19 protein-coding genes are annotated in these 19,583 nt (G+C 58.9%); 7 read left to right on the top strand and 12 right to left on the bottom strand.

What is annotated here, in order from left to right; translation table 11 throughout:
- Window positions 1–12: 12 nt before the first annotated feature.
- Both DSL70_RS11440 and DSL70_RS11445 read right to left on the bottom strand, forming a co-directional pair.
- On the bottom strand, window positions 13–1,260 hold the full coding sequence (locus DSL70_RS11440; protein WP_119308066.1) for an L-rhamnose isomerase: 1,248 nt from the start codon (window positions 1,258–1,260) through the stop codon (window positions 13–15).
- A complete protein-coding gene (locus tag DSL70_RS11445; protein WP_119308067.1) occupies window positions 1,257–2,756 on the bottom strand; it encodes a rhamnulokinase in 1,500 nt (499 codons plus the stop codon). The genes DSL70_RS11440 and DSL70_RS11445 overlap by 4 nt, the downstream gene beginning before the upstream one ends.
- Before the next feature lie 165 nt (window positions 2,757–2,921).
- Here DSL70_RS11445 and DSL70_RS11450 point away from each other — a divergent pair, with 165 nt between their 5' ends.
- Window positions 2,922–3,998: an AraC family transcriptional regulator gene (locus tag DSL70_RS11450; RefSeq protein ID WP_162916606.1), complete on the top strand. Its 1,077-nt coding sequence runs from the start codon at window positions 2,922–2,924 to the stop codon at window positions 3,996–3,998.
- Here DSL70_RS11450 and DSL70_RS11455 read toward each other — a convergent pair.
- The 5 genes from DSL70_RS11455 to DSL70_RS11470 form a co-directional block, all read right to left on the bottom strand.
- On the bottom strand, window positions 3,988–4,842 hold the full coding sequence (locus DSL70_RS11455; RefSeq protein ID WP_119308361.1) for an SMP-30/gluconolactonase/LRE family protein: 855 nt from the start codon (window positions 4,840–4,842) through the stop codon (window positions 3,988–3,990). The two genes, DSL70_RS11450 and DSL70_RS11455, sit on opposite strands and share 11 nt — an antisense overlap.
- A gap of 178 nt (window positions 4,843–5,020) precedes the next feature.
- On the bottom strand, window positions 5,021–6,445 hold the full coding sequence (locus tag DSL70_RS11460; RefSeq protein WP_119308069.1) for a cryptochrome/photolyase family protein: 1,425 nt from the start codon (window positions 6,443–6,445) through the stop codon (window positions 5,021–5,023).
- Complete coding sequence (locus DSL70_RS22245) at window positions 6,442–6,585, bottom strand: hypothetical protein (RefSeq protein ID WP_162916608.1); 144 nt, start codon at window positions 6,583–6,585, stop codon at window positions 6,442–6,444. Before DSL70_RS22245 ends, DSL70_RS11460 begins: the two co-directional genes overlap by 4 nt.
- 35 nt (window positions 6,586–6,620) lie before the next feature.
- Window positions 6,621–7,307 (bottom strand): ChrR family anti-sigma-E factor, encoded by a 687-nt coding sequence (locus DSL70_RS11465; protein WP_119308070.1) that lies wholly within the window; start codon window positions 7,305–7,307, stop codon window positions 6,621–6,623.
- Window positions 7,304–7,858 (bottom strand): sigma-70 family RNA polymerase sigma factor, encoded by a 555-nt coding sequence (locus DSL70_RS11470; protein WP_119308071.1) that lies wholly within the window; start codon window positions 7,856–7,858, stop codon window positions 7,304–7,306. Before DSL70_RS11470 ends, DSL70_RS11465 begins: the two co-directional genes overlap by 4 nt.
- Window positions 7,859–8,083: 225 nt before the next feature.
- Here DSL70_RS11470 and DSL70_RS11475 point away from each other — a divergent pair, with 225 nt between their 5' ends.
- The 3 genes from DSL70_RS11475 to DSL70_RS11485 are packed head-to-tail and all read left to right on the top strand — an operon-like array spanning window position 8,084 to window position 11,585.
- Window positions 8,084–9,484: an NAD(P)/FAD-dependent oxidoreductase gene (locus tag DSL70_RS11475; protein WP_119308072.1), complete on the top strand. Its 1,401-nt coding sequence runs from the start codon at window positions 8,084–8,086 to the stop codon at window positions 9,482–9,484.
- Complete coding sequence (locus tag DSL70_RS11480) at window positions 9,481–10,332, top strand: DUF1365 domain-containing protein (RefSeq protein WP_162916610.1); 852 nt, start codon at window positions 9,481–9,483, stop codon at window positions 10,330–10,332. The genes DSL70_RS11475 and DSL70_RS11480 overlap by 4 nt, the downstream gene beginning before the upstream one ends.
- The gene (locus tag DSL70_RS11485; protein ID WP_119308073.1) at window positions 10,329–11,585 is read left to right on the top strand and encodes an SAM-dependent methyltransferase; all 1,257 of its coding nucleotides are present in this window, start codon (window positions 10,329–10,331) and stop codon (window positions 11,583–11,585) included. Before DSL70_RS11480 ends, DSL70_RS11485 begins: the two co-directional genes overlap by 4 nt.
- A 107-nt stretch (window positions 11,586–11,692) precedes the next feature.
- On the opposite strand, the gene DSL70_RS11490 is transcribed toward DSL70_RS11485, so the two are convergent.
- The 5 genes from DSL70_RS11490 to DSL70_RS11510 all read right to left on the bottom strand — a co-directional run bounded on the left by DSL70_RS11490 (window position 11,693) and on the right by DSL70_RS11510 (window position 15,851).
- Window positions 11,693–12,142, bottom strand: coding sequence for a nuclear transport factor 2 family protein (locus DSL70_RS11490; protein ID WP_205563237.1), 450 nt, complete (start codon window positions 12,140–12,142; stop codon window positions 11,693–11,695).
- Window positions 12,139–12,900 (bottom strand): SDR family NAD(P)-dependent oxidoreductase, encoded by a 762-nt coding sequence (locus DSL70_RS11495; RefSeq protein WP_119308074.1) that lies wholly within the window; start codon window positions 12,898–12,900, stop codon window positions 12,139–12,141. Before DSL70_RS11495 ends, DSL70_RS11490 begins: the two co-directional genes overlap by 4 nt.
- A 153-nt stretch (window positions 12,901–13,053) precedes the next feature.
- Entirely contained in the window at window positions 13,054–13,527 is a 474-nt protein-coding gene (locus tag DSL70_RS11500) for a CBS domain-containing protein (protein ID WP_162916612.1), read from the bottom strand.
- A gap of 328 nt (window positions 13,528–13,855) precedes the next feature.
- Window positions 13,856–14,839 (bottom strand): iron exporter MbfA, encoded by a 984-nt coding sequence (gene mbfA, locus DSL70_RS11505; RefSeq protein ID WP_119308076.1) that lies wholly within the window; start codon window positions 14,837–14,839, stop codon window positions 13,856–13,858.
- Between the two features lie 130 nt (window positions 14,840–14,969).
- On the bottom strand, window positions 14,970–15,851 hold the full coding sequence (locus DSL70_RS11510; protein ID WP_119308077.1) for a LysR family transcriptional regulator: 882 nt from the start codon (window positions 15,849–15,851) through the stop codon (window positions 14,970–14,972).
- Between the two features lie 167 nt (window positions 15,852–16,018).
- Between DSL70_RS11510 and DSL70_RS11515 the strand changes: the two genes are divergently transcribed.
- From DSL70_RS11515 to DSL70_RS11525, 3 genes are all read left to right on the top strand, one after another.
- Window positions 16,019–17,521 carry a CoA-acylating methylmalonate-semialdehyde dehydrogenase gene (locus tag DSL70_RS11515; protein WP_119308078.1) on the top strand — a complete coding sequence of 501 codons (1,503 nt, stop codon included), beginning with the start codon at window positions 16,019–16,021 and terminating at the stop codon, window positions 17,519–17,521.
- 182 nt (window positions 17,522–17,703) lie between these two features.
- The gene (locus DSL70_RS11520; RefSeq protein WP_119308079.1) at window positions 17,704–18,636 is read left to right on the top strand and encodes a carbohydrate kinase family protein; all 933 of its coding nucleotides are present in this window, start codon (window positions 17,704–17,706) and stop codon (window positions 18,634–18,636) included.
- Between the two features lie 19 nt (window positions 18,637–18,655).
- Window positions 18,656–19,573 carry a pseudouridine-5'-phosphate glycosidase gene (locus DSL70_RS11525; RefSeq protein WP_119308364.1) on the top strand — a complete coding sequence of 306 codons (918 nt, stop codon included), beginning with the start codon at window positions 18,656–18,658 and terminating at the stop codon, window positions 19,571–19,573.
- The last annotated feature ends 10 nt before the right edge of the window (window positions 19,574–19,583 follow it).

The following is a 19,583-nucleotide window of genomic DNA, read 5'->3' on the forward strand; positions in this document are numbered from 1 at the left end:
TGTGCGAAATCCTTATCCGCGAGCGGCCACACTGGCCTGATAGCTGTTGAGGTCGGCGATCAGCGCCTTGCCTGTTGGAACATTGTTGCGGGCGCAGAACTCATCCCAGATCACGCCATAGGGCAGATCCTTGAGCTCCTCGGTCATCAGGAAGCGCTGGGTGAAGTCGAGCTTCGTCTCGATAGCCTTGAGTTCAGCCTGCGGCATCAGCAGCGCCCGCAGCAGCGCCTTCTGCATGTTGCGCGTACCGATCACCCAGGCGGAGGTCCGGGCGATGGTCGCATCGAAGAAATCGAGCCCGATGTGGGTGCGGCCCAGAAGATTGCCGAATACCAGTTCCTGCGCCATGGCCAGAATGTCGTCATTGAGCAGGATCACATGATCACTGTCCCAACGCATCGGACGGCTGACATGCAGCAGGATTTCCTTGACCGACAGGGAAACCGACGACAGCTTGTCGGCGATATTCTCGGTCGGGTGGAAATGGCCCATGTCGAGGCACAAAAGCGTGCCCTTGCGGATGGCATAGCCCATGTAGAATTCATGGCTGCCCACCGTGCAGGCCTCGACGCCAATGCCGAACAGCTTGCTTTCGACCGCGTCCAGCATGTGGGCCGGATCATACGGCGTGGCGATCATCTCGTCGATGGCGCTTTCCAGTCGCTCGCGGGCCGCCAGACGGTCGACCGGCGTATCCTTGTAGCCATCCGGCACCCAGATATTGTCAACGCATGGCGTGCCGAGTTCCTCGCCGAATTTGGCGGCGATGGCGCGGCAGCACTGGCCATGACGGATCCAGAAATCGCGGATCCCCTTGTCCGGGTGGGAAAGCGTCAGATTCTCGTGCACCTTGGGATGGGAAAAGAAGGTCGGGTTGAAATCGAGCCCGAGGCCGTTGTCCTTAGCCCAGTCCACCCAGCTGGCAAAGTGGCGGTAATCGAGTTCGTCACGGGCCGGTTTCTCGTCCGTATCGAGATAGCTTGCGTGCAGGCTGAGGCGATGCTTGCCAGGAAGCTTGCCATAGGCGAACTCCAGATCGGCGCGCAACTCGGCAGCGTTGCGGGCCCGGCCGGGATAGTTGCCGGTTGACTGAATGCCCCCGGCGCTGCCCCCTTCATTGTCTTCAAAGCCGACGACGTCATCTCCCTGCCAGCAATGCATGGAAATGGGAATGCCGGCCAGGGTTTGCATGGCGGCTTCCGCATCAACGCCCCATTCCGCAAAGGCGTCGCGGGCGGCATCATAGTCTAGGCGTGTCATTTGGCCTGTTCCTTCTGTCTGTCAAAAAGCGCGTGATAGCGCTGGCGAATGTCTGTCTGGGCGCGCGAGGTCTGCGGCTGATAGCGCGGCAGATCCTCACTGTCGCGAATGATCCGGCGGCCTTCCTCAAGATTGGCAATCCAGCCAAGGCCGATCATCTGCACCACCGCATTGCCCAGCGCCGAGGCCTCGAACGGTCCGGCAATGACCGGCCTGCCTAGGAAGTCGGCGGTCAACTGGCACAAGAGGGCGTTGCGTCCGCCACCGCCGACGATGTGCAGCTCGGGGATCGGCTCGCCCTTGGCAAAGTCTTCCAGCACGTCGGCGAAGTTGAGCGCCAGGCTCTCGAAGATGCAGCGGGCCAGCTCGCCCCGGCTGGTCGGAACCGGTTGGCCGGTCTCGCGACAGGCGGCCTGAATCTCCTCGACCATCGACAGGGCGCGGAAATAGCGATCATCCATCGGATAGATCAGCGACCGCCCCGGTTCGGCCTGTTCCGCATCGGCAACCCAGTCGGCAAAATCACTGTCGGGCGCCATTTCCTCGCGCACTCGCTGGATCAGCCAGAGCCCGGAAACATTGCGCAGCTGGCGATAGGTATCGAACACCCCGCCTTCGTTGGAAAGGCCATGGCGGAAGGCATAGTCGGACAGATCCGGCACCAGAGCCTCGCGCCCCACCAGTGCCCATGTTCCCATGGAAATGAAATACGGCCCCCTGGTCAGGGAGGGCAGAGCAGCCACCGCCGAGGCAGTATCATGGGTGCCGCATAGCACAACCTTCGGTGCCTGGCCGGCGCCTGTGGGAAGCCCCCATTCGGAGCACCAGTCCGCCTTGAGCGGCCCCAGCACATCGCCAGCATTGCGAATGCGGGGCATCACCCTGGCGGGCAGACCGACCTGTTGCAACAGATCCGGATCCCAGTCCCGGTCGTGGACGCTGAGCATCTGGGTGGTGGTCGCATTGGTGTATTCGCTCGACCAGATGTCGGTCAGCTGGAAATGGATCCAGTCCGGTAGCAACATGAACCGGTCAAGACGGCTGTAGCTCTCCAAAGGCTGCCCCTTGAGGGCATAGAGCTGATAGAGGCTGTTGAGCTCCAGCGACTGGATACCCGTCTTCTCGAACAGCTCGTGATTGCTGATGCCACTGTTGCGATAAAACTCCGGCATGATGCCTTCGGTGCGGGCGTCGCGGTAGCTGACAAACGGCAACAGCGCGTTGCCGTCCGCATCGACGGGCACAAAGTCCACCGCCCAGCTGTCCACCCCGATGGCGGCAAGGGATGGCGTCTCGGCAAAGGCCCTGGCCAACCCGGCGCGAATGCCGCCCCACAGATAGTCGAGATCCCAGCACAGATGATCGCCGCTGAGGGTCGGTCCATGCGGAAACCGGTTGACCTCCTCCAGCGACAGTCGACCATCCGCCAGCGTGATCCTGACAACCCGCCCGGACGATGCGCCCAGATCAACCGCCAAAACGGCCCCAGACACCATACTATCCTCCTAAATTCGCAACGTATGCTCTCTTCCTTGCTGCGAATTCACCATGAATGACGTTGAAGAGACAGGGTTGAAATGGGTGGATTTTTCAGTTTGATGGCGTAGAATGACCAGAACATGTCATCAGAGGCATCAGCCTCAGGCAGAAACGAGGGCCCGATGCTTTCCCAGCTCCACCTTGATATCGCCTTTCCAGACCAGCTGACGAAAGTCACCCGGTCGCGCTATTTCCATAACCTTTGGCTGCCAATCCAGATTTCCCGCAGGGACCCGCAGCCACTGTTTCCCCTTCACAATCATGATTTTGACGAGGTGGCCTATATCATAAAGGGCCATGGAGTGACCTTCATGGACGGTCGTTTCCAGCTGCTGTTGCCGGGCAATGTGACCTATCTGCGCGCCGACGACGCCCACGCCTACCCGATGGTTTCGTCCTTGCGGCTGCTCAACATTTTCTTCGAACATGAGCGACTGATTGAAAGCTTCCCGAAACTCACAAGTCTCATCGAGGATTTCCACGCCCTGCAGTCTTCGCGCAGCCAGTTGTTCACCGACTATACCGCCTACGCCCGCCTCAAGAGCCTTGCCGACCTGCTGGACATGGAAACCTTCCGTTCCGACGACTATTCGGAATACACAGCCATGGCGCATCTGGTGGAGTTTTTCGTGCTGGTGCTGCGCCAGTATCAGCGGCAGGGCGAGTTCACCCTGACCGACCCGGAGCATCTGGCCCGCAACAAGATCCTGACGATCTTTGCTGACCCGCATCTGGCCGAAGCCACCAGCCGCAAGGCACTGGAGGGGCTGGTGCGCCAGCATGCCCTGTCATGGCGCAGCTTCGAGCGCATCCTGCCGGAAATGGCAGGCCTGACGCCGCACGATCTCTGCGTCTGCAATCGCTTCATCCACCTGCTCAACCTGCTGATGGACGCACCGGACCGCAATCTGGAAGAGGCAAGCCTAGCCGCAGGTTTCCCGGACTATCGCTCCATGGCTCGCAACTGTCGCCAGTTTTTCGCCCTGCCACCGAAAACGGTAAGGGACAGGATCCAGCAGTTCAAGGCACAACCACCGGCAGTGGCGGACCTTGCCCATTACGAGCCCGATGCCGACCAGCCAACAACGGCCGCCGGGTTGGCGCTTGCAGGACGGCAGATTGCGTTGGAATGCCCCCCGAACGAGACGCAGCACCAAAGAGCAGCGATGAAAGCCAGAGAGCGCTGTCTCAGAGAATGACCTGATGTTCGGCCTGACCGACAAAATCGAGCTTTGTAGCAAAGGTCGCTCCGGCCAGCGGCTGCTGGACCAGTTCTTCTTCCGATGCGCCACTCCGGGCGGAAGTGACAAAAAGTGTGCAGAAGCCCTCACCGCCAAAGGCCGGGCAGGAAACACGGCTCACCGGGTAGGTCTCTTCATGCAGGATTGAGCCATCCGAAGCATAGGCCCTGACGGCATGGATACCCCAGTGGGCAATCCAGATCGCGCCGTTGGCATCGCAGACAGCCCCGTCGATATTGATATTCTCCTTGCGAAAATCGAGATAGACCTCGGGCTCGCCCACCGGCCAGCCATCCTTGCCCAGCGCCACTCGATGCATCAGGCGGCTGCGGGTATCGGTGAAGAAAGCCCATTTGCCATCGACAGAAAAGCAGGTGCCATTGCTGACGGAAATGTCCCCATAGAGCTTGCGCAGCTCGCCACGATAATAGCGATAAAAGGCCCCGGCTCCCTGCTCTGTCTTCAGCCCCATCGTGCCGATCCAGAAGCCGCCATAGGGGTCGGCGCGGCCATCATTGCTGCGATTGCCCGGCACGTCCGCTTCCAGATCACACAGCCGCTGCTGTTCACCGGTTTCCAGATTGAAGACAAACAGACAGGTCGAACTTGCAATCAGGATCCTGTCGTGATCAACCCAGCCACCGGCGCTGACATAGTCATCAAAGTTCCATTGCTGCGTCCTGTCGCCGACGCGGGTTAGCAGCGCCTTGCCCATGATATCAAACCAGAACAGCTGTTTGCGCAGCGGGTGCCAGAGCGGCCCTTCCCCAAGCGAGCAGAGGCGATCATCAAAAAGCGACATGGCGAACTCCCGAAAGACAATGAATTGAAGAATGAATGCAACGAGGCAGGACGTGCACGAACCAAGGCGCCCACCAGACGGCAGCTCATGGCAATCGAACCGATAACCCATCTATATCTCATGGGCACCCATCGGGCCACCCTGATCGCTCTTGTCGGTGGAAGGAAATCGCTACCGCCTAGCCAAGCGCGTGATAGGCCTCAAGTGCCGCGTCCCGGCTGGCCTTGAGATCGACAATCGGCAGAGGATAGGTGTCACCAAGGCGAACACCAGCTCCAGTCAGAACATCCCCGGGGGCAGTCCATGGCTGGAACAGATATTTGTTCGGCAATTGCGAGAGCTCCGGCACATAGGTGCGGATATAGAGGCCATCGGGATCGAATTTCCCGGCCTGCAACACCGGATTGAAAATCCTGAAATAGGGTGCAGCGTCGGCACCACAGCCTGCTACCCATTGCCAACTCGCCGCATTGTTGGCCAGATCCGCATCCACCAGCGTATCCCAGAACCACGCTTCACCGAGCCGCCAGTCCGTGCGCAGGTTCTTGATCAGGAAAGATGCAACAATCATCCGCACCCGATTGTGCATGTAGCCGGTCTGCCAAAGCTCACGCATGCCCGCATCGACAATCGGAATACCCGTCTGCCCCATCTGCCAGGCTGCAAGCACCTCAGGGTCATTACGCCATTCAAGGTCGGCAAATTTCGACTGCAGCGGCACATGGGACAGCTCTTCGTTGTAATAGAGCAGCGAATAGGAAAACTCGCGCCAGGCTAGCTCACTGCGGAAATGGTCCACGTCCGAGGCCGGGATACCATCGCCCTCAATCGCTTCCAGCGCGTGCCAGATCTGGTTGGGAGAAACATGCCCCCAATGCAGATAGGGTGACAGGCGGGACACGTTGGGCCGTGAGGGAAAATCACGACCCGACTTGTATCCGCGCAACCCCTCATCCAGAAAGCGACCCAGCGCCCTCTGAGCCCCATCCTCGCCGATCTCCCAATGCGGCTCCATCTGCTTGTGCCATGGAATGTCCGGAAGCAGGCCGAGGCCTTCGAGCGGCACGGCACCATCTTCTTTCGCCTTGGCAAAGGGGATGCCCTCGGGCCCATCCATGGGAGCAGCCGGAGGCGGAGCCTGCAGGCAGCCCTTGCGAAAAAAGGGAGTGAACACCTTGTAGGGCCCACCGTCCTGCTTGCGGATTGCCCAAGGCTCCCACAACAGCGATCCATTGACGCGAACGCTGGCGCATCCCATGGCTTCGAGACGGGCAGCGATCTCCTTGTCCCGCTTCACCCGCCAGGGTTCATAGCAGCGAGTCCAGCTCACTGTGCGTGCGCCATAGACCTCGACCAGAGCCGGAACTATGATGCGGGCATCTCCCCTGAAGAGGCGCAGATGCCCACCGAGCTGTTCATTCAGCACCGAGAGGGCCTCATGCAGCCACCAGCGGCTCGCCCCGCCCATGGCGTCGCGCCCGGCAGTCTCGTCGTCGAGAATGTAGACCGGCAATACCGCCCCCTTCTCGATCGCCTTGCACAGCGCAGGATTATCGGACAGGCGCAAATCCTGACGAAACCAGTGAATGGCAATGTCGCTCACGGCTCAATCTCCCTATTGACCTTCATGCCGGACAGGGTCTCGCACAGCCGAGGGAAAAGCGAGCAACACTGTCCAACCGGCGACCAGATCAGCACGCTGAAATCTCCCGCGCCACCTGCGCCCGGAAAAATATGTTCCATAACAATGTCCGATTATCAGCCCGCCACCAGACCCATCATATGCCGATGATCGGCTGCAACAGACGGGTGATCACACCCTTGAACTCAAGCGGAGCGTCGGTGCAGACCAGACAGATGCAATCCTCTTCGGTGTCTGCAATCGGCTGATGATGCATATCTTCCTCGGCATCCTGAATATCACCAACCCGATAGCGGCCAGCGTCATCGGAGAAAGACCCCTTGAGCACCAGTGTCAGCTCGCTACCATGGTGACTGTGATCGGGCGTCACAAAGCCTGGCGACAGCTTCAGAAGCCGCACCTTCTCGCCTTCCGAGCCCTGCAGGGGCAAGAGATACTGCTTGATACCCGGCCCGGCGGTGCGCCAGCGGACGGCATCGAAGTCACTGCCGATCATGTTGGCCAGCAATCGCGGCACCCGCAAATCGGTTGGATCACACAGCATCTGGTCCTGTTCCGGAACAGGGGCCAATGGACCTTCCGGCTCGGGAAAGCTCTGGCCTTCGTTGACATCCAACATGATCTGCTCGAACAGCTCATCAGCCACCGGACTGAGTTCGACCTCTTGGATCATCGCGCCACCGATCACCTCGGCCTCGGCCACACGGGCCGCGCAGTCAGGACAGAGATCCAGATGGCAGGCAACAACCATCGCCTGCCCGGCGGAGAGGCTACCTGCGGCAAAGGCCAGAATCATTTCATCGCTCAAGTGATGGTGAATCATGCTTCCACCTCCGACAGGATATTTCTAAGGCGCGCAAAGGCCAGTCTCATGCGGGATTTCACCGTACCAAGAGGCAGGGAAAGCGTCTTGGCAATCTCGGCATGGGTTGCGTCATCATAGAAGGCCATGCTGACGATTTCGGCCTGATTGCTGGGCAGCAGCGACAGGGCCCTGGACACGCGCTCGACCAGTTCGTTGCGATGCACCTCGGTGGTCTGGGCTTCGTCCGATACAAGTTCTGCCGCGAAATAGGCCTGATCCTTGTAGACAAAGCTCTTTTCCGAGCGTAGCCGGTCGATGCGCTGATTGCGCGCAATGGTGAAGATCCAGGTCGAGGCAGCGGCCTTCTCCGGGATGTAGAGATGAGCCTTGCGCCAGATCTGGGTGAAGGTTTCCTGAACCAGCTCTTCCGCCATCTGCGGACTGGTTCCAGCTTTGAGATAGAAACTTTTCAGGCGGGGTGCGAAATGATCAAACAACTGCCGGAAGGCATCCCGATCATGCGTTTCCCCCAACGCAACAAGCAAGGCACTGAGCTGGCCAGCGGTCATACTCCCGCCTCCCTTTGAACTTTTGCAGAGAGCTTGCACCATTGTCATTGTCAAATCCATCCAAAAATAGGTCTCATGCCTTCTACTGATTAAGGGAAAAAACGGATCACAGAAAGTCAGACCTGATCATGAAAAAATCTGGTGTAGGATGAAACATCATCGCCCATCGGATGTGATCCACTTGCGCGGCTCATACGAACAAGAAGAAAAATCGCGGAGTTCACCATGCAGATTGCAGTTATCGGATCAGGGATTTCCGGCCTCTCGGCGGCCTGGCTTCTGTCGCGGAACCATACCGTCGACTTGTACGAGAAGGACGACCGGCTCGGCGGCCACGCCAACACCCAAAGGGTCATGACGTCCAGCGGACCGGTGGATGTTGACACCGGCTTCATCGTCTACAATGAGCAGACCTACCCCAATCTCACCCGCCTGTTCGATCACCTTCAGGTCGACACGGCAGCATCGGACATGTCCTTCTCCGCCTCGCTGCGCGACAGTGATCAGGAATATAGCGGCCAGGGTCTCAAGGGTCTTTTTGCCAAGCCATCCAATGCCCTCAACCCGCGCTTCCTGAGAATGCTGACGGACATACGGCGCTTCTATATGGAAGCCCCGCGCGACATCCTCTCTCCCGCCTCCGGTCAGCAGGACCCAAAATCCATGACGCTGGAAGCCTATCTCAAGGCCAACCACTATTCGGATGCCTTCATCCACGATCATCTTGTGCCCATGGGCGCGGCCATTTGGTGCATCCCTTCCGAAGAGATGATGAAGTTTCCCTTCGAGGCCTTCATGCGCTTTTCCATCAACCATGGCCTCGTGCAGTTTCGCAACCGGCCGCAGTGGCGCACCATCCCCGGCGGCTCAAGGCGCTATGTCGAAAAGATCTCGGCGCTCGTCTCGGGTGACATTCACCTCAACCAGGCAATCACGGAACTGGTTCGTCGCCCCGGCTCGGTGACCATCCGCACGCGTCAGGGGCCGGAAAAGCGCTATGACCATGTCGTATTGGCCTGCCACGCCGATCAGGCGCTACAGATCCTTGGTGCGGGACAAGGCGACATCGACGAGCAAGAGCGCGCCACTCTGGCTGCCATTCCCTATCACAAGAATCTCGCCATCCTGCACAAGGATCCTTCCCTGATGCCGCGCCGCCGCGCCGCTTGGGCCAGCTGGAACTATATTCAGGATAGCGGCGCCCGCTCCGACGCGGAAGACACCGATCCCCGGCTTTGTGTGACCTACTGGATGAACAAGCTGCAACCGCTGGCCACAAAGGACGATCTGTTCGTCACACTCAACCCCATTGCGCAACCGGCCGAAGGCACCGTTCTACGCACCCAGCTCTATCATCACCCGGTCTTTTCCATGCAGGCGATCGAAGCCCAGAAGAGGATCTGGCGCCTGCAAGGCAACCGGCGCACCTGGTTCTGCGGCGCCTATTTCGGCTATGGCTTCCACGAGGATGGCATTCAGGCAGGCCTCGCTGTCGCAGAACAGCTGGGCGGTGTCAGCCGTCCATGGTCGCTGAACAATCCCTCGAACCGCATCTGCGTCTCCTCCCCTGCGCTTACGGGCCCGGACAGGTCGGGCTCGTCGGCCAGCAAAGCGGCAACGGCATGATGGCGGAACAGGACCTCAGATTTGCTCCCGATGTCTGCCTCTATGAGGGAATTGTCACGCATGTGCGCGAGGGTGAAGTCAACCATCGACTTGCCTACCGGGTGACCTCACTACTGTTGCCGCTCGATGCCCTCGGGGACGCGGACAGGCGCTCGGTACTCTTTTCCGTCAACCGCCTCAACCTCATGAGCTTTCACGAGGCCGATCACATTGAGGGCCCGTTTGACAGCCTCGGCGACTATGTCGCCGACCTCATTGCCAATTCAGGGGCGTTTCCCGATGCTGCCGAACGCCCGACCCGCTTCAGCATCCTCGCCTTCCCGCGGGTGCTCGGACGAGCCTTCAATCCCCTCTCGATCTTCTTCTGCTGCGATGACAGCGACAGGCTCAAAGCCATTCTCTATCAGGTCAACAACACCTTCGGGGAGCGTCATCACTATCTCTACCGGTTGACCGAGGAGGATGCCAGTTTGTCACAATCCGCCCGACTGCACCACGAAGGAAAAAAGAGATTCTACGTATCACCATTTCTGGACATCAAGGGGCAATATGATTTCTCCATTCGCCTGCCACACGACAAATTGTCCTACCAGATCACCCTGCATGGCGATCAGCCATCCTCCCTGATGGCCTCCTTTGCCGCAAAAAAAATGGCATTTAGCACTGGAAATCTGCTTGTCACATTTGTTAGGCTCATGCAGAGCGGTTGGAAGATCCTGGCAGCCATACACCTTGAGGCCCTGAAATTGTGGCGCAAGGGCGCTCCATTCCACAAACGCCCCCCTTTGCCCACCGACCCCGTTTCAGCTCTTCACCGCTCGGTAATTGGTAAAGGATTGCATCAATGAGTCTGCAAAAGAACTTTTCGCACACTGAGGTTGATCGGTCTGGTTCCTTGTCAGGTCCGATTGTGCCCGCCATGCAGCGGCACGTCTGGCAACGCTTCCTGAGCCCGATTTTCTCCGGTCTCGACTATGGACGCCTGGAATTCACACTTCCTTATGGAGAAACGCTCGTTTTCGGAACCGGCAACGAACGGGAGCCATCGGTACACGTTCATATTCACCACAATCGCACGCTCTGGAGCATCATCAGCGGCGGCATGCTCGGCGTCGCCGAAAGCTTCATGTCAGCGCACTGGAGCTGTGACAATCTGGCGAAACTGTTCGATCTGTGTCTGAAGAACCGTTCGATCTACAACAATCTTTACGCCCATGGCAAAGTCGCCCGATGGATCGCCCATCTCAAGCACCTGACCCGTGCCAACAGCATTCGCGGCAGCCGCCGCAACATCTCGTTCCACTATGATCTGGGCAACGACTTCTACCGACTCTGGCTCGATCCGACGATGACCTATTCATCGGCCTATCGCACGAGCGAGAGCGAGACGCTGGAAGATTCCCAGATCCGCAAGCTGGATCGCGTGCTGGAGCTGAGCAACGCCCGTGCCGGCCAGACCATTCTGGAAATCGGCTGTGGCTGGGGAGCCTTTGCCGAGCGCGCAGCCAACATGGGCTGCAAGGTGGAAGGCCTCACCCTGTCGACCGAACAGCTGGCCTATTCGGTCGACCGCGCCAAATCCGGCGGTTTCGAAGAGCTGGCCCGCTTCCATCTGCGCGACTATCGTCATGAGACGGGGCAGTATGACGCCATCGCCTCCATCGAAATGATCGAGGCAGTGGGCGAAGAGCACTGGCCGACCTATTTCCGGCAACTGCATGACAATTTGCGCCCCGGAGGCCGCGCCGCCCTGCAGGCAATCACAATCGACAAGAAGGGCTACGAACAATATCGCTCCGGTGCAGATTTCATCCAGACCTTCATCTTCCCAGGAGGCATGCTGCCAACCGAGGATCATCTTGACCACCACGCACGCAAGGCTGGACTGATACCGGTTTTCAAGGAAACCTTTGCCCCGGACTACGCCAAGACCCTTGCCCGCTGGAGCAAGTCCTTTCTCGCCCAATGGCCGCAGATCGCCAAACTCGGCTATGACGAGCGGTTCAAGCGCATGTGGCTGTTCTATCTGGCCTATTGCGAAGCGGGATTTGCCAATGACACGATCAATGTTGGTCATTACTGCTACGAGAGACCGGCATAGGGGCCATCGACGGACCGATCGATCAGAAAAAGAAAAAGGGGCCTTCAAACCCCTTTTTATGTCGACAGGACCGCCTCTCCCTGCCTCAGCCTTCCGATAGCTCTGCCCTAAAGACTCGCTTTTTGCGCCACCTTGCGCAACAGCCAACCAATGATCGGCAGGCGGGCATAGAAATGCCGACTCGCATCCCAATAGTCATAGTGTGCGCAGATGACATCATCCTCGTTGAAGCGTATTTCGGTAACACCGCGAACCGTCCAGTCGCCAATGACCGGCGCGTTGCAGGAAAAATCCCAGCGCATCAGACAGAGATCATTGCTCTGCTCCGACCATGACAGGTCCAGAATGTGAAAGCGCGGCTCTTGCACATCGTCGAACATCTTCTCGATGATCCGGTGAAACGTCTCCCGGCCCTGCACATCATTGAACGGGTCGACGAAATGAACATCATCGCTGATCAAAACATCGACATCGGCAATGCTGTCCGGCCGCAGGGTTTCGAAATAGTCGGCATAGCGCCGAGCGACTTTTTTTCTGTGAGACAGGTCGGAGGTCAAGAGATCAGTCTCCTCATCAAAAGGAAATACAGGGAATAGGGCAAGGAACGCAGCAGGCGCAACGCCAAAGCCATGGGAAAGGGAAAGGCGATTTCGAACGCCTTCTTGCAAAGCCCATCAAACATACGCTGTGCAGCTGCTTCATCGGACATCAGGAAGGGCATGGGAAAGCTGTTGCGGGCCGTCAGCGGCGTTTTGACAAAACCGGGATTGATCAGATGCAACACCAGGCCCGCGGCATCGAATTCCGGCTTCAACGTTTCGCAAAGGCTGGCAAGCGCCGCCTTCGTCGGGCCGTAATGAGCGGCCATCGGAAGACCACAATAGGAGGTGAGCGAGGAAACGATCGCAATCCCGCCGCGTCCCTGCTGCTTCAGTCTGGGAAAAAGTCCTGCAATCACACCGACAGCACCGAGATAGTTGACCTGCATGTGGCGCGTCGCCTCGTAATGGCTTAGCGCCTCCACACCGCCCGGCTCGTAAACCGCGGCACAATAGACGGTGAGGTCAGGCAGTTGGTCATTGCTGGCAAGCTGGTTGATGGCTTCTGCGACCGCCTCGCCATTCTGCACATCCAGCGGCAGCGCAACCATGCGTTCGTGGAGCCGGGATAGCTCGTCAAGTTTGTCGGCGCTGCGGGCACTGACGATCACCTCTGCACCGGCTCTGGCAAACAGCACCGCCAGCCGCGCCCCCATGCCCGAGCTCGCGCCGATAATCCAGACCCGTCGCCATTTACCTTGGTCAGATATTGTCATTCCGTCCTGCCTCCTTTTGAGAGACATACGGGCAAGGGGCGGCTGTGGATCACTCCCATCTTGGGGGTAAGGCCCGCCATTGGACAACTCACCCCTGCTCCCCTGAACGGAGGAACAGGAGAGCAAGGCCATCAAGCCCCTTGATACGCCGGATCAGCCAACCATCAGCTGCTTGAGGCGGAGGGTCTCGAACTCCACTTCCTTGACCCGGTGCATGACAATGTCCCGGATGGAGATCACCCCTTCAACCGCAGCGCCATCAACCACAGGCATATGGCGGAAGCGGCTTTCGGTCATGATCCGCATGACATCGACAATCTTGTCTTCCCGTGAGCAGGTTCTCGGATTGCGCGTCATGAAGTCCTTGACCGGCCGCGCCATCGCGGTTTCCCCGAACTCTCCAATCGCCCGCATCACGTCACGTTCAGACACAACCCCAACCAAACCGGTATTGAGGTCAACCACGGGCATGTTGCCGATCTTGTGAATATCCAGCTCTGCAATCACCGCAGCAAGGCTCGTTGTCACGGTGACCGAGAAGACAACACTCTCCTTCTCGGCGAGAAGTTCCCCGACAGTCGTCTGGGAATAAGCATGCTCAAAGGCAATATGGGCGTCCTGTGACATGCTTTTTTGGCCTTGATGCTCAGCGCGAGGGCCTTGGTATGAAGTAGGTGCCATGGTGTCTCTCCTTCGGCCTCACACAACGTGCCCGGGATACGAACCCTTGTGAGGACTTTGCTTCTGGAAGGAAAGCGTAGCAAAGGGTGCGACAATTGTGCAATTCGCCCTTCGCTTTAGGACGGCCCGCCCGAGATCACTTTCTGTTGAAGAGCCCGACGGGGGAAGGCCTTCCTGACAGCCCGTGCCGACCAGTCACAAAAAGGCCCGCCGGACAGCGCCTATTGGCAACCGTCGGGCAGGCCTGATCAGGAACAGGAGACCCTGTCACCCCTCAGCCACTGCCAATGACGATACCGGCAGCCAGCACGAGGGCACCACCAAGCACGACCTGGAAGGCGGCGCGCATGAACGGGGTTTCCATATATTTGTTCTGGATCCAGGCGATTGCCCAAAGCTCGATGAACACGATCACCACGGCGATGATCGTTGCAGTCCAGAAATAGGGGATGAGATAGGGCAGCGCGTGACCAAGGCCACCGACCATGGTCATCACGCCGGATGCGATGCCGCGTTTGAGCGGTGAGCCGCGACCGGAGATCTTGCCGTCATCATGGGCTGCTTCCGTAAAGCCCATGGAAATACCGGCACCAACGGCGGCAGAAAGACCGATGAGAAAGGTAGACCAGGTATCCTGCGTCGCAAAGGCTGCAGCAAAGATTGGCGCCAGGGTTGAAACGGAGCCATCCATCAGACCGGCCAGACCGGGCTGTACCCATGTCAGCACGAACTGCTTGTGCTCGTGGCTTGCCTCGTCGTCCTTGACAGCATCAGGGGTGTGCTCGTCCTGAAGCTCGCGGGCAATGTCCTCGTGCCCTTCTTCGGCCAATGCCAGATCCCCAAGCAGCCGGCGGGTGTCGGCATTGCTGACCTGATCAATCGCTGCGCGATAGAAACGGGCGGACTGGTCTTCCATCGCAATCGTCTCATTGCGAATCTTTTCCAGCGACAGTGACTTCATCAGCCAGTCGGGCTTGCGATCATAGAAGCCACGGACATGATCCCGTCGAATCAGCGGAATGACGTCGCCAAACTGGCTCTTGTACATCTCGATGAGATTGCAGCGGTGCTGATCCTCGACGGCGGCCATATCTTCGTAGATCTTGGCGGATTGCGGATAATCGGTGCGTAAATGCTCAGCGTAAGCCCTGTAGATGCGCGCATCGTCCTCCTCGGAGGAAATTGCCAGCGCCAACACTTCCCGCTCGGACAGGGACGTGAAGGACCGTTTGCTGTTGGTGAAAAGACTCAAGACCATGTGGGGATAACCTTAATTTAGAATTATTCTAAATATGACGTCTGTACCATTCGGTTGTCAACCATGTATTGCTGTCGAAGACATTCAAAAGCGGCATGGCTGCGCAGGCGGAGGGAAAGCAATAGGCGTGTTATTGAAAAATAGCGCGCTCCTGCTCGACAAGACTATAAACAAAATCGGAAACCGCTTTGATACGTCTCAACTGCCGCGTGCTTTCGTGATAGACGGCCCAATATGCTCGCTGAATTCTGTGTTCAGACAGGATTTCGACGAGCTCGGGGTCTTCGCGCGCCAGAAAGCCATGCAGGATTCCGATTCCCAGCCCCGCCCGCACCGCTTCGGTCTGCCCCAGTGCGCTGGCGCATTCGAACTGTGGTTGATGGCCGCGCAGCATTTCCCCCTGATAGTTGAGCGAGGGCGAATAGATGAGATCCTCCACGAAGCCGATGAGCCGATGGTGTTCAAGCTCCTCCCGTGAGGCCGGACACCCATGTTCAGCGATATAGGATCGAGAGGCATAATAGCCCAAGCTGTAATCCACAAGCTTGCGCGCTACCAGACGCCCCTGAGCGGGCCGCTCCACCGTGATGACGATGTCGGCTTCCCGTCGGTCCAGCGAGAAGGATCGGGGCACCGGCACCAGCTGCACCGTCAAATCGGGATATTGCTCCAGCAGTGGCACCAGACGCGGCGCCAGAAAGGCGACCCCGAAACCATCCGGCGCACCAATGCGCACAACACCGGACACCGTGACATCGGTCGCTCCAATATCGGCGCGAGCCGCCAGCATTTCGGTTTCCATGCGCTCGGCCGCCAACAGGAAGGTTTCCCCTTCCGGCGTCAACTCACATCCCGTGGTGTGCCGCTTGACCAGTTTGGCCTGCAGAGCCTCTTCAAGGGCCGTCAGCCGCCGGGCCACCGTGGCATGATTGACCCCCAACCGCCGCGCCGCCTGCAGGATCTGACCCGCCCGGGCCACCGCCAGAAAGATCCTCACATCATCCCAGTTCATCCACACGCTCCCTGTCACACACTCCCTGTCGCCGACCAGGCCAAACACCCCGCTCTTACGTGACTTCAATATTTGCACAACGGATGCGTTTTTGCGAGCGTTGAAATTCGAAAATTATTGAGACACTATGGCACCAATCACAACAATCCCCACATTGGGAGGATCTCATGACCCGCGAATACGGCCATTACATCAACGGCAAGCACGTCTCCGGCACATCCGGTCGCTTCGCCGACATCTACAACCCGGCAACCGGCGAAATTCAGGCCAAGGTGGCTCTGGCAACCGTCGAAGAACTCAACAGCGCCGTTGAAGCTGCCGCCAAGGCTCAGCCTGCCTGGGCTGCAACCAACCCGCAGCGCCGCGCCCGCGTGATGATGCGGTTCGGAGCACTGATCAACGAGCACATGGAAGAGCTGGCCGAACTCGTCAGCCTTGAACACGGCAAGACCATTCCCGATTCCCGCGGCGACGTACAGCGTGGCCTCGAAGTGGTCGAGGTCTGCATGGGTGCCCCTCACCTTCTCAAGGGTGAATACACCGACAATGGCGGCCCGGGCATCGACCTTTACTCCATGCGCCAGCCTCTCGGCGTTGTGGCAGGCATTGCCCCGTTCAACTTCCCGGCCATGATTCCGCTCTGGCAGATGGCTCCGGCTCTGGTCTGTGGCAACGCCATGATCCTCAAACCGTCCGAGCGGGTTCCCTCCACCTCCTTCCGCCTTGCGGAACTGCTCAAGGAAGCCGGTCTTCCCGATGGTGTGCTGCAGATCGTCAATGGCGACAAGGTCACCGTCGACGCCATCCTCGACAATGAGACCGTTCAGGCTGTCGGCTTTGTCGGCTCCACCCCGATTGCCCAATATATCTATGGCCGCGCAGCAGCCAATGGCAAACGCGCCCAGTGCTTCGGTGGGGCCAAGAACCACATGATCATCATGCCGGATGCAGATATGGACAAGGCCGCCGACGCCCTGATCGGCGCTGGCTACGGCGCTGCCGGTGAACGCTGCATGGCAGTTTCCGTCGCTGTTCCCGTTGGCAAGAAGACCGCTGACATCCTCACCGAGAAGCTCGTTGAACGCATCGCCAAGCTGAAGGTCGGCGCCTACACCCAGGGCGAGGACATTGACTACGGCCCGGTCATCACCTCTCAGGCAAAGGCCCGTATTCTCGGCCTCATCAACAGCGGTGTTGAGCAGGGCGCCAGCCTTGTCGTCGACGGCCGTAACTTCACCCTTGATGGCTTCGAGAACGGCTTCTTCATTGGCCCATCGCTGTTCGACAACGTCACCAAGGAGATGGATATCTACAAGGAAGAAATCTTTGGTCCTGTACTCTGTCAGGTGCGTGCCGAAACCTATGAAGAGGCCCTCAAGCTGGTCATGGACAATGCCTATGGCAACGGCACGGCCATCTACACCGCCGATGGCGACACCGCCCGCGACTTTGCACACCGGGTGAATGTCGGCATGGTCGGCATCAACTTCCCGATTCCAGTGCCGCTCAGCTACTTCACCTTCGGCGGCTGGAAGAAGTCCGCCTTTGGCGATCTCAACCAGTATGGCCCGGATGCCTTCCGCTTCTATTCCAAGACCAAGACGGTCACAGCCCGCTGGTTCTCCGGCATCAAGGAAGGCGGGGAATTCAACTTCAAGGCCATGGATTAAGAGCAAGCTCCGACGAGCCTCTTTACAATCAGGGCCGAAAAGCACTATACCCCAAGACAGGAACCGACCGCCGCTCCACCAAGCGGCGGTTTTCTTTTTGCGAGGCCCGGTCCCATTCTTTCCTCGCAGAAAGCCTGCAAGTCTGATATTCCTGCCTGCACTGAAAAGAGCTTGATGAGAGCATGACGTCCGATCCCTTCACACCTGATATTTTTGTCATTGGCGGTGCCCATATTGATCGCATCGGCCGGTCCACTGCACGTCTGGAACCGGGGCAATCCAATCCCGGAGCCCTTAGTCGCAATGTCGGCGGCGTGGCTGGCAACATCGCCCGCTGTCTGGCCAAACTTCAGTGGAAGGTGGCCCTTTCGACCATCTCGGGGCAGGACGATGACGCGACATTGCTCAAGCAACAGTTGCAGGATGCCGGGATCGACATTTCCCTGTTGCTCGAAAGCCCATCCCATCGCAGCGCCACCTACACGGCGATAGAAGACAGCGACGGCTCTCTGGTCGCCGCCATCGCCGACATGGCGATCTATGAATCCTATCCGGTAGGAGAGATCATCAACTGCCTCGATGCCCTGCCGTCCGCAACGCGACTTATCGCCGACACCAACCTGTCGGCAACCGCCCTTGAGGCGCTGGCCCTGCACAAGGGTACCCACCCGCTCGCCATAAGCGCCGTCTCCGGCCCCAAGGCCAACCGGGCGCAGAATATCCTCAAGCACATCGACCTGCTCTTCTGCAACGAGGCAGAGGCCGCCATTCTGGCCGATGAATATGCCGACCTTGCCGCCCTGCCGGAAATCCTCATGGAGGCCGGTGTGACCTCGGGGATCATCACCAAGGGCAACGCAGGCCTCAGCGCCTGGAAGGATGGCCAGCAATGGTCCCTGCCTGCGCCGCCTGTGAAAGTCAAATCCACCAACGGAGCGGGCGACACCCTGACAGCCTGCGTCCTGCACGCCCTGCTGCAGGCAGCGACCTTTGAAAAGGCGCTCAGATATGGCATGGCGGGCGCAAGCCTGAGCCTGATGAGCGATCAGGCCGTTCCCGACATTTTGAACAGACCCGTTCTGGAATCCTGCATTGCAGACATTCCCCAAAGCTGAACAGAAAGCCAACGACGTCATGAGCATTGATTCCTCCACCTTGCCAATCATCTACAGCGAAGAAGTCGCAGCGGCCCGTGCGGCAGGCAAGCCCATCGTGGCCCTCGAATCCACCATCATCACCCACGGTATGCCCTATCCGGAAAACGTCTCCACGGCCCTCGAAGTGGAAGCCATCATCCGTGAGGAAGGCGCCTGCCCGGCAACCATCGCCATCCTGGACGGCGTCATCAATGTCGGCCTCACCCGGCAGCAGATCGAAGCGCTGGCCCAGCGTGACGATATCCTGAAGCTCTCCCGCGCCGATCTGGCCTATTCACTGGTGGCTGGCAAGAGTGGCTCCACCACGGTTGCCGCAACCATGATCTGCGCCTCCATCGCCGGGATCGCAACCTTTGCCACCGGCGGCATCGGCGGCGTCCATCGCGGAGCCGAGGAAACCTTCGACATCTCCGCCGACCTGCAGGAACTGGCCAAGACCCCGGTCATGGTCGTCTCCGCTGGTGTCAAGGCGCTGCTCGACATTGCCAAGACCCTCGAAGTGCTCGAAACCCTCGGCGTGCCGGTGGTCGGTTATGGCACCGACGAATTCCCGGCCTTCTGGTCGCGCGAGAGCGGCTTCGAGTGTCCTTTGCGTCTGGATGCGCCCAAGGACATCGCCGCGCTCTATCAGATGCGCAAGGCGCTCGGCCTTGAAGGTGGCATGATCGTTGCTAATCCGGTGCCGGAAGAAGCCGAGATCCCACGCAACGAGATGGAGACCTTCATTCTGGAAGCCATTGCCGAAGCCAACCGCCTCAGTGTTCATGGCAAGGCCGTCACGCCCTTCGTGCTCTCCCGCATCAAGGACCTGACCGACGGCGACAGCCTTGTGACCAACATCGCACTGGTCAAGAACAACGCCCGTCTGGCAGCCAACATCGCCAAGGCCCTCTAGGCTACGATCG

The organism is Cohaesibacter haloalkalitolerans (assembly GCF_003574655.1).
GTDB classification, from domain to species: domain Bacteria; phylum Pseudomonadota; class Alphaproteobacteria; order Rhizobiales; family Cohaesibacteraceae; genus Cohaesibacter; species Cohaesibacter haloalkalitolerans.